Source organism: Pseudotabrizicola sp. (genome assembly GCF_030656345.1).
Lineage (GTDB): Bacteria > Pseudomonadota > Alphaproteobacteria > Rhodobacterales > Rhodobacteraceae > Pseudotabrizicola.
In genome coordinates this window covers 96,092-108,709 of sequence record NZ_JAUSNR010000036.1, presented here as the reverse complement: position 1 = coordinate 108,709, position 12,618 = coordinate 96,092, and the positions used below count along the sequence as shown (strand labels likewise).

15 protein-coding genes are annotated in these 12,618 nt (G+C 64.5%); 6 read left to right on the top strand and 9 right to left on the bottom strand.

The window, feature by feature from the left end:
* Together Q7J44_RS19545 and phbB are read left to right on the top strand one after the other, a co-directional pair.
* A partial coding sequence (locus Q7J44_RS19545; RefSeq protein WP_304882802.1) for an acetyl-CoA C-acyltransferase occupies positions 1–637 on the top strand: 637 nt, incomplete at its 5' end.
* A 104-nt stretch (positions 638–741) separates the two neighbouring features.
* Entirely contained in the window at positions 742–1,467 is a 726-nt protein-coding gene (gene phbB / locus Q7J44_RS19540) for an acetoacetyl-CoA reductase (protein ID WP_304882801.1), read from the top strand.
* Between the two features lie 51 nt (positions 1,468–1,518).
* On the opposite strand, the gene Q7J44_RS19535 is transcribed toward phbB, so the two are convergent.
* Complete coding sequence (locus Q7J44_RS19535; RefSeq protein ID WP_304882800.1) at positions 1,519–1,659, bottom strand: RSP_7527 family protein; 141 nt, start codon at positions 1,657–1,659, stop codon at positions 1,519–1,521.
* A gap of 186 nt (positions 1,660–1,845) precedes the next feature.
* Here Q7J44_RS19535 and Q7J44_RS19530 point away from each other — a divergent pair, with 186 nt between their 5' ends.
* A complete protein-coding gene (locus Q7J44_RS19530) occupies positions 1,846–2,715 on the top strand; it encodes a DMT family transporter (protein WP_304882799.1) in 870 nt (289 codons plus the stop codon).
* Positions 2,716–2,720: 5 nt separating this feature from the next.
* On the opposite strand, the gene Q7J44_RS19525 is transcribed toward Q7J44_RS19530, so the two are convergent.
* From Q7J44_RS19525 to Q7J44_RS19515, 3 genes are all read right to left on the bottom strand, one after another.
* Positions 2,721–2,888 (bottom strand): YdcH family protein, encoded by a 168-nt coding sequence (locus Q7J44_RS19525; protein ID WP_304882798.1) that lies wholly within the window; start codon positions 2,886–2,888, stop codon positions 2,721–2,723.
* A gap of 100 nt (positions 2,889–2,988) precedes the next feature.
* The gene (locus tag Q7J44_RS19520; protein ID WP_304882797.1) at positions 2,989–3,744 is read right to left on the bottom strand and encodes a tRNA1(Val) (adenine(37)-N6)-methyltransferase; all 756 of its coding nucleotides are present in this window, start codon (positions 3,742–3,744) and stop codon (positions 2,989–2,991) included.
* A gap of 14 nt (positions 3,745–3,758) precedes the next feature.
* On the bottom strand, positions 3,759–3,974 hold the full coding sequence (locus Q7J44_RS19515) for a DUF2007 domain-containing protein (protein ID WP_304882796.1): 216 nt from the start codon (positions 3,972–3,974) through the stop codon (positions 3,759–3,761).
* Positions 3,975–4,028: 54 nt separating this feature from the next.
* Here Q7J44_RS19515 and Q7J44_RS19510 point away from each other — a divergent pair, with 54 nt between their 5' ends.
* Positions 4,029–5,045, top strand: coding sequence for a polyprenyl synthetase family protein (locus Q7J44_RS19510; protein ID WP_304882795.1), 1,017 nt, complete (start codon positions 4,029–4,031; stop codon positions 5,043–5,045).
* Here Q7J44_RS19510 and Q7J44_RS19505 read toward each other — a convergent pair.
* The 4 genes from Q7J44_RS19505 to Q7J44_RS19490 form a co-directional block, all read right to left on the bottom strand.
* Positions 5,038–5,883 carry a 4-(cytidine 5'-diphospho)-2-C-methyl-D-erythritol kinase gene (locus tag Q7J44_RS19505; RefSeq protein WP_304882794.1) on the bottom strand — a complete coding sequence of 282 codons (846 nt, stop codon included), beginning with the start codon at positions 5,881–5,883 and terminating at the stop codon, positions 5,038–5,040. The genes Q7J44_RS19510 and Q7J44_RS19505 overlap by 8 nt on opposite strands.
* On the bottom strand, positions 5,873–7,627 hold the full coding sequence (locus Q7J44_RS19500) for a tetratricopeptide repeat protein (protein WP_304882793.1): 1,755 nt from the start codon (positions 7,625–7,627) through the stop codon (positions 5,873–5,875). Before Q7J44_RS19500 ends, Q7J44_RS19505 begins: the two co-directional genes overlap by 11 nt.
* A gap of 97 nt (positions 7,628–7,724) precedes the next feature.
* The gene (locus Q7J44_RS19495) at positions 7,725–8,123 is read right to left on the bottom strand and encodes a hypothetical protein (protein ID WP_304882792.1); all 399 of its coding nucleotides are present in this window, start codon (positions 8,121–8,123) and stop codon (positions 7,725–7,727) included.
* Between the two features lie 36 nt (positions 8,124–8,159).
* A complete protein-coding gene (locus Q7J44_RS19490) occupies positions 8,160–9,809 on the bottom strand; it encodes an electron transfer flavoprotein-ubiquinone oxidoreductase (RefSeq protein ID WP_304882791.1) in 1,650 nt (549 codons plus the stop codon).
* A 301-nt stretch (positions 9,810–10,110) separates the two neighbouring features.
* Between Q7J44_RS19490 and greA the strand changes: the two genes are divergently transcribed.
* Positions 10,111–10,581, top strand: a complete 471-nt coding sequence (gene greA / locus Q7J44_RS19485) for a transcription elongation factor GreA (protein WP_304882790.1) — start codon at positions 10,111–10,113, stop codon at positions 10,579–10,581.
* A 24-nt stretch (positions 10,582–10,605) separates the two neighbouring features.
* Complete coding sequence (locus Q7J44_RS19480) at positions 10,606–11,628, top strand: hypothetical protein (protein ID WP_304882789.1); 1,023 nt, start codon at positions 10,606–10,608, stop codon at positions 11,626–11,628.
* Here the strand turns inward: Q7J44_RS19480 and Q7J44_RS19475 are convergent.
* Positions 11,625–12,593: an L-threonylcarbamoyladenylate synthase gene (locus Q7J44_RS19475; protein WP_304882788.1), complete on the bottom strand. Its 969-nt coding sequence runs from the start codon at positions 12,591–12,593 to the stop codon at positions 11,625–11,627. The two genes, Q7J44_RS19480 and Q7J44_RS19475, sit on opposite strands and share 4 nt — an antisense overlap.
* Between the last annotated feature and the right edge of the window lie 25 nt (positions 12,594–12,618).

Below are 12,618 nucleotides of genomic sequence, written 5' to 3'. Positions count from 1 at the left end.
GGCCAGCCAGAACAAGGCCGAAGCCGCGCAAAAGGCCGGCAAGTTCAAGGACGAGATCATTGGCTACACCGTAAAGACCCGCAAGGGCGATACGGTGGTGGATCAGGACGAATATATCCGCCACGGTGCCACGCTGGACAGCATGGCAAAGCTACGCCCTGCCTTTGCCAAGGATGGGTCGGTTACCGCAGGCAATGCGTCTGGCCTGAATGACGGTGCTGCCGCCGTTCTTCTGATGACCGAAGAAGAAGCTGCCAAGCGCGGTCTGACCGTCATCGCCCGCATCGCCTCTTATGCGACCGCCGGACTTGACCCGTCGATCATGGGCGTTGGCCCGATCCATGCCTCGCGCAAGGCGCTGGGCAAGGCAGGCTGGTCGGTTGGCGATCTGGATCTGGTGGAGGCGAATGAAGCCTTTGCCGCACAGGCCTGTGCGGTGAACAAGGATATGGGCTGGGATCCGTCGATCGTGAACGTCAACGGCGGTGCCATCGCCATCGGCCACCCGATCGGGGCTTCGGGCTGCCGCATCCTGAACACGCTGCTGCATGAAATGACACGGCGCGATGCGAAAAAGGGTCTGGCGACCCTGTGCATCGGAGGCGGCATGGGTGTCGCCATGTGCCTGGAGCGTTAAAAGAAATTAGGACAATAACTGCGCAATGGGCGCGCAATAATCTTGCGCGCCCATTGTCTTAACGATAGCTATATTTCAAGGATTGCCAGAATAGGGAGGATACCATGGCTCGTGTTGCATTGGTTACGGGGGGGTCGCGCGGGATTGGCGCGGCGATTTCCGTAGCTCTGAAAGCCGCTGGCTATACGGTTGCCGCGAATTACGCCGGCAATGAAGAGGCGGCAAACGCCTTTACCAAAGAGACCGGAATCCCGACCTATAAATGGTCCGTGGCTGATTATGATGCCTGCGCTGCTGGCATCAAGCAGGTGGAGGCGGATCTTGGCCCCGTCGATGTGCTGGTCAACAACGCGGGAATCACCCGCGACTCGATGTTCCACAAAATGACCCCCGGGCAGTGGAAAGAGGTGATCGACACCAACCTGAGCGGGCTGTTCAACATGACCCATCCGCTGTGGACAGGCATGCGCGACCGCAAGTTTGGCCGGGTGATCAACATCAGCTCGATCAACGGGCAAAAGGGGCAGGCCGGGCAGGTGAACTATTCCGCCGCCAAGTCGGGCGATCTGGGCTTTACCAAGGCGCTGGCGCAAGAGGGCGCACGGGCAGGCATCACGGTCAACGCGATCTGCCCCGGGTATATCGGCACCGAAATGGTGCGGGCGATTGATGAAAAGGTGCTGAACGAACGCATCATCCCGCAAATTCCGGTGGGCCGTCTGGGCGAGCCTGAGGAAATTGCGCGTTGCGTGGTGTTTCTGGCGGCAGAAGATGCCGGTTTCATCACCGGGGCCACGATCACCGCGAATGGCGGCCAGTATTTCGTCTGATCCGGCCTGACAAAAGGAAAGGGCCGTCCCAAGCGGGGCGGCCCTGTTCTGTCAGACTTTCGCCATGCCGCCCATTGGCTTGCGGCGGAAAAAGCTGATGATGCTGCGCATCAGGTCTGCCATGGCTTGGGCACGCAAGGCGCGGGCTTCGCGCATGATTGCGTCGTGGTCGATCTTCACTGAGGTTTCCATCGGACATTCCTTGAATGGACATGTCCTCCCTGTGTTTGAAAATGCCTGTCCTTTCAGAGTATTGCAAGGGCAGAGGCCATGCAGTCTGTGCATTGCCGCTGCCCGCAAAGTGCAAGTCCGGGCTTGACCCGGGCGCGCCGCTGGCGTCTGGTCTGCGCCGGTTGACGGGTGCAAAGGGGCGGAAACGTGACACAGGGCAAGGCCACCGCCATCGGTTTTTCCGCCGTTCTGATGTGGGCGCTGCTGGCGCTTTTCACCATCGGATCGGCCCCGGTGCCGCCATTCCTGCTGAACGCCCTGTGTTTCGGCATTGGCGGCGGGTTGGGTCTGATCTGGACCGCGCGGCGCGGCTTCGGGGTGCTGCGCCAGGTATCGTGGAAGGTCTATGCCTTTGGCACTCTTGGCCTTTTTGGCTATCACTTCCTGTACTTCACCGCATTCCGCATCGCACCAACAGCGGAAACCGGCTTGATCGCCTATCTGTGGCCGCTGTTCATCGTATTGTTCTCGGGCCTGCTGCCGGGGGAGCGTTTGCGCGCCCAGCACATCATCGGCGCGTTGGTGGCCTTTGCCGGGGCGGCGCTGATCGTGCTGCGCGGCGGGGTTGATCTGACCGGGGCCTCGGCCCCCGGTCTGCTGCTGGGTTTTGGTTGCGCGATCACCTGGGCGGGGTATTCGGTGCTGTCGCGGCGTCTGGGCAAGGTGCCGACCGAAAGCGTGACGGTGTTCTGTCTGGCCACCGCAGCGCTGTCTTTGGGGGCGCATCTGGCGCTGGAAGAAACGGTCTGGCCGGCGACGGGCCTCGGCTGGCTGTCGGTTCTGGCGCTTGGCCTCGGGCCGGTGGGGCTTGCATTTTTTACCTGGGATATCGGCATGAAAAAAGGCGACATCCAGATGCTTGGAGTCGCCTCTTATGCTGCGCCCTTGCTGTCCACGCTGGCGCTTATTGCTGCCGGGGTTACGCCTGCCACCCCGGTTATCGGCGTGGCCGCGCTGCTGATTGCCGGGGGGGCTGCGCTGGCGGCGCGGGCAAGCGCCGCCGCGCCAAAACCCTAGGGCGTTTACGCCTGCGCCAGGCGGATGATTTCTTCCTTCAGCTTCATTTTCTGCTTTTTCAGATCGGCGATCTTCAGGCCATCCGTTGCCGGACTGCGCTGCTCCCGTTCGACGATTTCCGAGAGGTGCTCATGCTTGCGGCGCAGTTCCTGCAGGTGCGAAGCAACGGTCATCTTAACCCTCCTTTGGTCGGTTCAAGTATGACGATTGCATCACAAGACCCGAGTCGTGTCGCCCTAAATCGACAGGAAGGTCACGGCTGTTGTCTCAAATTCAGCGAAAACGCGCCAAAAGATCACTTCCTGAGCGCAGAACCGCGCTCGCCTCTGGCGTGTAACTTTCGCGGTCGCCGTCATGGGCTTGTCCGGCATGAATAACCAGCGGGGAGAGCAGCCGGAACGGCCCGCGCCCGCCCTTGCGCGCCTGCACGATGATGCGCAGCGCGGTGCGCCCTTCGCGCGGGGCCAGCGGCAGCACGGCGATCGACCCCAGCTTTGCCATGCCAGCCAGTACGGCGGGCAGACCGTCGGTGCCACAGATCAGCGTCAGCCAGCCGCCGGGGGCCAGTCTGCGCGCCCCGGCCAGCACCCAGTCGCCCAGCGGCAGGTCGACCTGCATCGCACGGGCGCGTTCCGCGACCGGCGAGCGTGTGCCTGCGGGCGGGTAATAGGGCGGGTTCATGATGACATGGTCGAAATCCACCCGCAGCGCCGCCGGCATCTGCGACAAATCGCCGTCATGCACCTGCATGGCAATGCCGTTGCGCGCCGCATTGCGCCGGGCAAGATCGGCATAGGCGGGCTGCACCTCCAGCCCCGAAAGCTGCGCGCCGGGCACCCGCGCGCCAAGGCACAGACTGGCCGCCCCGGCACCGCAGCCGATATCCAGCACGCGCTGACCGGCCTGCGCCGGGCAGGCGGCGGCCAGCAGCACCGGATCGGTCGCCGCACGGTAGCCGCGGGCGGGTTGCAGCAGGTTCAGCCTGCCGCAGAGGAATTTGTCATCGGTCAGATCGGCATCACCGAACATCGCGGACCCTGCCTCTATTGACCAAGGTCGATATCATTGTCGCGCAGCACGCTGCGCGCGAGGAACAGATCGGAATCGCGTACCATCAGCCGACGCGGCAATATGCCAAGGCTGCCATCAAGGATGCTCATGTGGACGTCCATTTCAAAGGTCGCTATACCCTCGCCCTGTAGAAGGGCCTGTGCATAGGCGATCACGGTGATGTCGTTGGTGCGCAATAGCTCTTTCATGCGCCCAGAGTTATGGTCTTTTCCATGAAAAGGCGAGAGTGGAGCAGACAGGGGATGAGTTTGGATCACATGGCAGCAGGGCAGCCCGCGCAAAAGCCGCAGGAACGGCTGTCTGCATGGTTGGCAGGCGATATGGATGCGGTCAATCTGCTGATCCGCGACCGCATGGCCAGCGAACACGCACCCCGAATCCCGCAGGTAACCGCGCATCTGATCGAGGCGGGGGGCAAACGGCTGCGCCCGATGCTGACTTTGGCGGCAGCGCGGCTGTGTGGCTATGACGGGCCTTTCCATGTGCATCTGGCGGCGACGGTTGAATTCATTCACACCGCCACCCTGCTGCATGATGATGTGGTCGACGAAAGCGCGCAGCGGCGCGGGCGGCCCACAGCGAACCTTTTGTGGGACAACAAATCGAGTGTGCTGGTCGGCGATTACCTGTTCGCCCGCAGCTTTCAGCTGATGACCGAAACCGGCAACATGCGTGTGCTGGCTATACTGGCCAATGCGTCCGCCGTGATTGCCGAGGGTGAGGTGTTGCAGTTGACCGCCGCGCAGGATCTGCGCACGGATGAAGGCATTTACCTGAAAGTGGTGCGCGGCAAGACCGCCGCCCTGTTCTCTGCCGCGACAGAGGTGGGCGGCGTGATCGCCGGGGCCACGCCCGCACAGGTGCAGGCGCTGTATGAGTATGGCGATGCGCTTGGCATCGCCTTTCAGATCGTCGATGACCTGCTCGATTATGGCGGCACTGACGTGGCCATCGGCAAGAACACCGGCGACGATTTCCGCGAACGGAAATTGACCCTGCCGGTGATCAAGGCCGTGGCCTTGGCCAGCCCCGAAGAACGGGCGTTCTGGGAGCGGGTGATCGAAAAAGGTGACCAGCGCGACGGCGATCTGGATCACGCCCGCGCAATCATGGCCCGGCACGGCACGATGGAGGCGGCGCGTCAGAATGCGCTGGCCTGGGCGGCAAAGGCCCGTGCGGCGCTGAATAGTCTGCCCGAGCATGATCTGCGCGACATGCTGGCCGATCTGGCCGATTACGTGGTCGAACGCATCAGCTGAGCATCCGCGCCGGGGCGACCCACCAATCGGGCTGCGCGGCGTGAATGGCGCGGGCGGCGGCTTGGGCGGTTTTCTCATGGTGGAACAGGCCAAAGCAGGTGGCCCCTGACCCCGACATCCGCGACAGCAGGCACCCCGGCTGGGCCGACAGGGCCGACCGGACGCTGCCGATCACCGGCGCAAGTTCCGTCGCCGCCGCTTCCATATCGTTGCGCATCTGCTTCAGGAAGGCGGCAAGCGCCGCAACACTGGGGACGGGCGGAAGCAGTTGCGGCATCGGCGGGTTGTCCTTGCGGGTCACCCCGCGAAAGACCAAAGGGGTTGCCACGGCCACGCCCGGATTGACCAGCACCAGCCAGGCCTGCGGCAGATCCGGCACCGGGGTCAGCACTTGCCCTACGCCCTGCATCCGGGCGGCGCGGCCCGTCAGGCAGACCGGAACATCGGCCCCGAGGGCCAGCACGGCGCTGTCCTCCGGCAGGGGCTGGCGGTGCAGCCGCGCCAGCGCCCGCAGGGTGGCGGCGGCATCTGCCGACCCGCCGCCGATGCCCGAAGACACTGGCAGGATCTTCTCCAGCACGAGTCCCGCCTGCCCGCCCATCAGCCGTGCGGCGCGCAGCACAAGGTTATCCTCCGTCACCGGCAGCGCGGCTGCCTGCGGTCCGGTGATCTGCAACTGCACCCCATCCGCCGCGCGCACCGACACAAGGTCACCCACATCGGCGAACACGACGAGCGAATCCAGCAGGTGGTAGCCATCGGCGCGTTGCCCGGTGACGTGCAGCGTCAGGTTGATCTTGGCGGGCGCAAATTCGGTGACGGGCGCCTCAGTTGCCATTCGCCACCGCTTGCAAAGACGGCGCGCCCTCTTCGACCAGCACGGCGTCCAGCCCCACTTCCAGCTTGCGCCGGATGCGCGCCGCATCCTTTTCCACCGGGTCAAAAGACAGCGCGCGCCGCCATTGGAACCGCGCCTCCAGCTGCCGCCCGACTGCCCAGTACACATCGCCCAGATGGTCGGTGACCACCGGATCAACAGGCTCCAGCAGGCTGGCCCGTTCCATCTGCGGCAGCGCATCGGCGTAACGGCCCAGCCGGAAATAGGCCCATGCCAAGGAGTCGATGATATAGCCCGCATCCGGGCGGGCGGCGACCGCGCGTTCGATCATGCCAAGCGCCTCGTCCAGATTCTCACCCCGGTCGACAAAGCTGTAGCCAAGGTAATTCAGCACCTGCGGCTGGTCGGGGTTCAACGCCAGCGCCCTGCGAAAATCGGCTTCGGCCTTGTCCCATTGATCAGACCGTTCATGCGCCACGGCCCGGGCGTAAAACAGGCCCCAGTGCCGGTCTTGCGGGTCAGGGACAAGTGCCACAGCGGCATCATAGGCATTGGCCGCCTCTTCAAACCGGTCCACCCGGCGCAGCGCGTCGCCATAGGCCATCTGCACCATCAGCAACGTCGGATGGCTTTCCGACAGCGCCTGAAGCACGGCCACCGCCTCGTCTTTCTGGTCGCGCGCGAACAGGGTGGCCGAGCGGCCGATTTCGGCGGCATGGAAACTTGGGTGACCGGCTGGCAGCAGCGCATAGGTGTCGCCGGCCAGTTCCGGCTGGCGCAACTGTTCCAGCAATCCCGCCGACAACAGCAATGCTTCGGCATGGTCGGGTTTCAGGTCAAGGGCAGCCCGCGCATACAGCAGGGTGTACCCATTCTCAGCCTCACCGTTCAGGGCGACGGCGACGGTAAAGAACACCTCGGCGATGCCGTCCTTTGCGCTGCGCACCACATCAAAGGCCAGCGGCGTGTCGGCCTGCAGGGCCGTGCGCAGGGCCAGCAGCTCCGGTTCGGGTTCGGTGCCGAAGCTGCGTTCCAGCAGGGCCAGCGCGTCGTCGAACTTCTCCAGCTGGCTCAGAATCTGGATATGGGCGATGATACCCCGGCGATTGACCACCAAGGGCCCTTCGGCCCGGCCCGACAGAATGTCATCGGCACCCTCAAAATCCCCGACCGCGGCCAGCGCCAGCGCCTTGTGATACAGGCCAAAAGCTTTCAGCCCGTCGGTGCGGGCAATGGTATCAAACGCCGCCACGGTCTCCGACATCCGGCCTTTGCCGAATTCGGCCCAGGCGCGGGTCAGATCGTCCAGCAGGTTGCCGATCTTGCGGCTGTCGGGCAGGGTCAGGATCGCATCGTAATCCTCGGCCTGCACGTCGCGGACCAGCAGCGCGATGTTGGCCCCGATGCTGCGACCGCCAAGCTCGGTCAGCCGTGCAGCGGCCCCGGCGGAGTTCGCAAAATCACCGACGCCGATGTAGGACAGGATCGCGCCTTCCAGCATCTGCATATTGTCGGGGTCGCTTTGCAGGGCCCGGGCAAACCAGCGCGCGCCTTCGCGGAAATTGCTTTGCACCGCCGCTGAACGCGCCGCCAGATAGGCCCCGGCGTCGCCTGGCTCCATCACTTGCGTTGCGGGTTCGGTCGGTGTTTCCGGTTCGGTCTGGGCGGCCAGCGCCTCCGGCTGCACGAAGATCAGGGCCGCCAGCATCAGGGCAGTCAGACGGGGCGGCAAAGCGTGGGTCATTTGTGCACTTTTCCAAAGGTCATTGTGCGCAAAACTAGCTGTCGCCCTTGCCGGTGGCAATGGCGGCGGGCGGGATCAGGCGATGATCGCGCAAATGTCAGAGCAGACGCAGGACCGCAATCACCAGCCCCGCCAGAACCGGAAGCCCGATCACGATCAGCGGCACGTTCAGCCATTGCCGCGATGGGGCCACGGTCAGCACCGGATAGATCACCGGCCAGTGCCCGGTCTGCGCGGCCTGTGTCAGCGTGCTGACCGCAACCGGCAGGCGCACCCCGAACAGATGCGGCGGCGCAAACGGCCAGCCGGGGCGCAGGACGCGGCCCGCGTCACGGTGATGAAAGCGCGGTTCATATCCGGTCAGGTCCACCCCGAACCGGGCCGCAAAGCTGGCCATGAAGGCTGCGGCAGCATCGCCATCGGCGTCCAGCGCCGCCAGCACATCGGCCTCTTGCATCTGCGTCAGCCGCCGACCGGACCGGGATTCGATAAACATCAGAATGTCTTCCCGCCCCGGTCCGTTCATGCCGCCTCACATATTGGGGTAGTTCGGCCCGCCCGCCCCCTGCGGCGTGGTCCAGACGATGTTCAGACTGGGGTCCTTGATGTCGCAGGTCTTGCAATGCACGCAGTTCTGGAAGTTGATCACAAAGCGCGGCTCCTTGCCCTCTTCGACCACCACCTCATAGACCCCCGCCGGGCAATAGCGCTGCGCCGGTTCGGCATATTTCGGCAGGTTGACCGCAATGGGGATCGACGGATCTTTCAGCTTCAGATGCGACGGCTGCGCTTCATCATGGTTGGTGAAGCTGTAGGCCACATTTGTCAGCCGGTCGAAAGACAGTTTGCCATCGGGGCGCGGATAGTCGATCGGTGCGAAATCCGATGCCAGCCCGGTTGCCGCGGCATCGGATTTGCCGTGTTTCAGCGTGCCGAACAGCGAAAAGCCAAGCGTGTTGGTCCACATGTCCAGACCCCCACCCAACAGGCTGGCGATCAGGCCGTACTTTGACCACAAGGGTTTGACATTGCGCACCTTTTTCAGATCGCGCCCAATGGCACCACCGCGCACCTCTGCCTCGTAATCGGCCAGCTCGTCGCCCTGCCGCCCGGCCTTGATCGCGGCATTTGCAGCCTCTGCCGCCGCCTTGCCCGACAGCATGGCGTTGTGGTTGCCCTTGATGCGCGGCACGTTGACCATGCCGACCGAACAGCCCAGGAGCGCCACGCCCGGCGCGACCATCTTCGGCATCGACTGATAGCCGCCTTCGGAAATCGCCCGCGCGCCGTAAGCCACGCGTTTGCCACCCGCCAGCAGGTCAGCCACCATCGGGTGATGCTTGAAGCGCTGGAATTCCATATACGGGTACAGATGCGGGTTTTCGTAGTTCAGATGGACCACAAAGCCGACGTAAACCTGATTGTTTTCCAGATGATAGATGAACGACCCGCCGCCCGCGTTCTTGCCCAAGGGCCAGCCCATGGTGTGGGTGACCGTGCCCTCACGGTGCTTGGCCGGATCAATCTCCCAGATTTCCTTCATGCCAAGGCCGAATTTCTGCGGGCAATGGCCTTTGGACAGGTCGTACTTCGCCATCACCTGCTTGGCCAAAGACCCGCGCACGCCTTCGGACAGGAACACGTATTTGCCGTGCAGCTCCATCCCCGGCTCGTAGAATGCACCCGGCTCGCCGGTTGCCGGGTCACGCCCGAATTCGCCCGCCACCACACCGGCCACACGGTCACCGTCATACACCAGCTCGCTGCATGACATGCCGGGGAAGATTTCAACCCCCAGCCCCTCGGCCACGCCCGCCATCCAGCGGCAGACATTGCCCATCGACACGATGTAATTTCCGTGGTTGCCCATCAGCGGCGGCATTGGAAAACTTGGAATGCGGATCTGCCCGGCAGGCCCGAGCATGTAGAAATTGTCTTCCGTCACCAGGGTCTTGATCGGCGCACCCATGCTGCGCCAGTCCGGCAGCAGCGCGTCCAGCCCCGACGGGTCCAGCACCGCGCCCGACAGGATATGTGCACCCACCTCTGACCCTTTTTCCAGCACCACGACCGAAAGATCGGCATCCAGCTGCTTCAGCCGGATCGCCGCAGACAGGCCCGCCGGGCCTGCGCCCACGATAACCACGTCATAATCCATTTTCTCGCGCGTGATCTGGCTCATCTTAGGTCTCCGCTCGCCGGGCAGGCCCGGTATCTGGTCTGTTGATTTTGCTGGAACCGTCATTGCCCGATGGCGCACCCACGGTCAACCGTAACGCAACATCACGGTTCCGCATTGCAGCATTGGGGCAATTATATTTCTCTTTGGCGGGCGGCTTTCTGTCCTGTGGGCAACAAGGTGCCGCCTTCGGGCGCCATGCCCCCTTGCAATTCATGTCGCCATCCGCTTGGGTAATGTTCAGTAAGCGCCGGGCCATGGCCCCCGACAGGGGCCGTGGCCTCCCTTTTCGTGGAAGATGACGATGGAAAAGATCCCGATGACCCGCGGTGGGTATGATGCTCTGGATGAAGAGCTGAAAATCCTCAAATCGGTGGAGCGCCCGGCGGTGATCCGCGCCATTGCCGAAGCGCGGGAGCATGGCGATCTGTCCGAGAACGCCGAATACCATTCCGCCCGCGAAAAGCAGTCCTTCATCGAAGGCCGCATCAAAGAGCTGGAAGGTATTCTCTCGCTGGCCGAGGTCATTGATCCGACCAAGCTGTCCGGCTCGATCAAATTCGGGGCTACGGTGGTGCTGGTGGATGAAGACACCGACGAGGAAAAGAAATTCCAGATCGTCGGTGAGACCGAGGCCGATATCGAACGCGGGCTGCTGAACATCCGCTCGCCATTGGCCCGCGCGCTGATCGGCAAGGACGAAGGCGACAGCGTCGAGGTGAAGACCCCCGGCGGGGATCGCAGCTATGAAGTGCTCAGCATCCGTTACGTCTGAACCCCGGAACGGAACGAGGCGACAATGCCCGACAGTGCCGACAAACGCAGCGACCCGGCGGCCTTTGCCCGCGGCGAAGAGCCGGGCGTTTCAATGACTGAAATCGTGGCGGCAGCACTGGCGGTGGTCTGGGTGGCGGCAGTGGTCATCTATGTGGTGACCGCGCCCGAAGGTGCCGGATCAGACAGCACCGGCACGTTGGGGCTGGTGATGACCCTGCTGGTGGTGTTTCTGCCGCTGGCGCTGATCTGGGCGGCGGTCACCACGCTGCGCTCGGTCCGCGTGCTGCGCACAGAGGCGGCGCGGCTGCAGGCCTCGGTCGATGCCATGCGCAACGCCTATATCAGCAGCCAGCAGACCGGGGCCGCCGCGCGGCACCCGTCGGTCGACAAAAAGCTGGAGGAAATTGCCCGGCAGACCGAAACCGCGCTGGCCACCTTTTCCTCGCGTCGTGATGCGGTGCTGACCCAGGCCTCGGCTGACCGCAAGGCAGCGCTGATCCCGGCACCTGCCCCGCCGCCCGGCGAAGAACAACCCGGTCTGGCCCTTGGCACGCCCGCCGATGCATTGCGGGCGCCGCTGTCGGTCAGCGATTTCATCCGCGCGCTGCAGTTCCCCGAAAACCCGGATGACCGTGACGGCTTCCGCGCCCTGCGGCTGGCGCTGGAAGACCGCGATGTCGCCAAACTGATCCGCGCGGCGCAGGATGTGCTGACCCTGTTGTCGCAGGAAGGCATCTACATGGATGACCTGCGCCCCGACCGCGCCCGGCCAGAGCTGTGGCGGCGCTTTGCCGCCGGCGAACGCGGGCGCGGCATTGCGGCCATCGGCGGCGTGCGCGACCGCTCGTCTCTGGCGTTGACGGCAGGGCGGATGCGTGAAGACCCGGTGTTCCGCGATGCCGGTCACCATTTCCTGCGCACCTTTGACCGGATGTTCCAGCAGTTTGAAAAGAACGCCTCCGATGCCGAAATCGCCGATCTGGCCGACACCCGCACCGCCCGCGCCTTCATGCTGTTTGGCCGGGTGATGGGTGTGTTTGATTAAGGCTGAACCGGGGGCCGCGGTGCCGCCGCCCGGCGCAGCCGGTCATTGATCGCGCGGCCCAGCCCGGTTTCGGGCACCGGCGCAAAGCCAATCCGCCCGCCCGGTCCGGCCAGCGCGTCCGCCTCGCGCAGCGTCTGGAACAGCGCCGCCGCCGCCTCCACCAGATCGCCATCGGGCGACAGGGAAAGCGCCGCCCCTTCGCAACCGGGGCCAAAGCCCACCCAGATCTCACCCGCCGCAGGTTCCGTCACCCCCAGCCGTACCCCGGCCTCGGGCGCGTAATGGCTGGCCAGTTGACCGGGGGCGTTGGGTTTGTGCGCATCGCCGCCCATGGCAATCGGCCCCAGCATCGCCTCCAGCGCCTCAACCGGAATGCCGCCGGGGCGCAGCAGCGCGGGCGGGCCGTCCAGCCCCAGAATTGTTGATTCGATCCCCACCGAACAAGGCCCCCCGTCCAGCACAGCCTCAATCCGCCCCGCCAGACCCTGCCGCACATGATCGGCCCGCGTCGGCGATACCCGCCCCGATGGGTTGGCCGAAGGGGCCGCCAGCGGCCCGCCAAAGGCCCGCAGCAGCGCCTGCGCCACGGCGTGCGCCGGGCAGCGGATCGCCACCGTGTCCAGCCCTGCCGTGACCAAGGGCGACAGCCCGGCATCTGGTCGCAGCGGCAGCACCAGTGTCAGCGCCCCCGGCCAGAATGCCGCCGCAACCGCCCGCGCCCGGTCGTCAAACACGGCCAGCGACTCTGCCATCGCCACCCCGGTCACATGCGCGATCAGCGGGTTGAACGTGGGCCGCGCCTTGGCGGCAAAGATCCGCGCCACGGCCACGCCATTGCGCGCATCGCCCGCCAGCCCGTAGACCGTTTCGGTCGGCATCGCCACCAGCCCGCCCGCCCGCAAGATTGCGGCGGCGCGGGCAATGCCTTCGTCCGAAGGCTTAAGGTCTTGCGTATCAAATGTCATGTGACGCAGCGTAGGGCTTGAGAGG

Bases quoted from the DNA above. Each gene is read 5' to 3' on its own strand.
- Q7J44_RS19535 (WP_304882800.1), bottom strand. From the start codon at position 1,659: ATGGAAACCTCAGTGAAGATCGACCACGACGCAATCATGCGCGAAGCC.
- Q7J44_RS19495 (WP_304882792.1), bottom strand. From the start codon at position 8,123: ATGTTTATCGAATCCCGGTCCGGTCGGCGGCTGACGCAGATGCAAGAG.
- Q7J44_RS19520 (WP_304882797.1), bottom strand. From the start codon at position 3,744: ATGTTCGGTGATGCCGATCTGACCGATGACAAATTCCTCTGCGGCAGG.
- Q7J44_RS19490 (WP_304882791.1), bottom strand. From the start codon at position 9,809: ATGAGCCAGATCACGCGCGAGAAAATGGATTATGACGTGGTTATCGTG.
- Q7J44_RS19480 (WP_304882789.1), top strand. From the start codon at position 10,606: ATGCCCGACAGTGCCGACAAACGCAGCGACCCGGCGGCCTTTGCCCGC.
- Q7J44_RS19510 (WP_304882795.1), top strand. From the start codon at position 4,029: ATGAGTTTGGATCACATGGCAGCAGGGCAGCCCGCGCAAAAGCCGCAG.
- phbB (WP_304882801.1), top strand. From the start codon at position 742: ATGGCTCGTGTTGCATTGGTTACGGGGGGGTCGCGCGGGATTGGCGCG.
- Q7J44_RS19475 (WP_304882788.1), bottom strand. From the start codon at position 12,593: ATGACATTTGATACGCAAGACCTTAAGCCTTCGGACGAAGGCATTGCC.
- greA (WP_304882790.1), top strand. From the start codon at position 10,111: ATGGAAAAGATCCCGATGACCCGCGGTGGGTATGATGCTCTGGATGAA.
- Q7J44_RS19500 (WP_304882793.1), bottom strand. From the start codon at position 7,627: ATGACCCACGCTTTGCCGCCCCGTCTGACTGCCCTGATGCTGGCGGCC.
- Q7J44_RS19505 (WP_304882794.1), bottom strand. From the start codon at position 5,883: ATGGCAACTGAGGCGCCCGTCACCGAATTTGCGCCCGCCAAGATCAAC.
- Q7J44_RS19515 (WP_304882796.1), bottom strand. From the start codon at position 3,974: ATGAAAGAGCTATTGCGCACCAACGACATCACCGTGATCGCCTATGCA.
- Q7J44_RS19525 (WP_304882798.1), bottom strand. From the start codon at position 2,888: ATGACCGTTGCTTCGCACCTGCAGGAACTGCGCCGCAAGCATGAGCAC.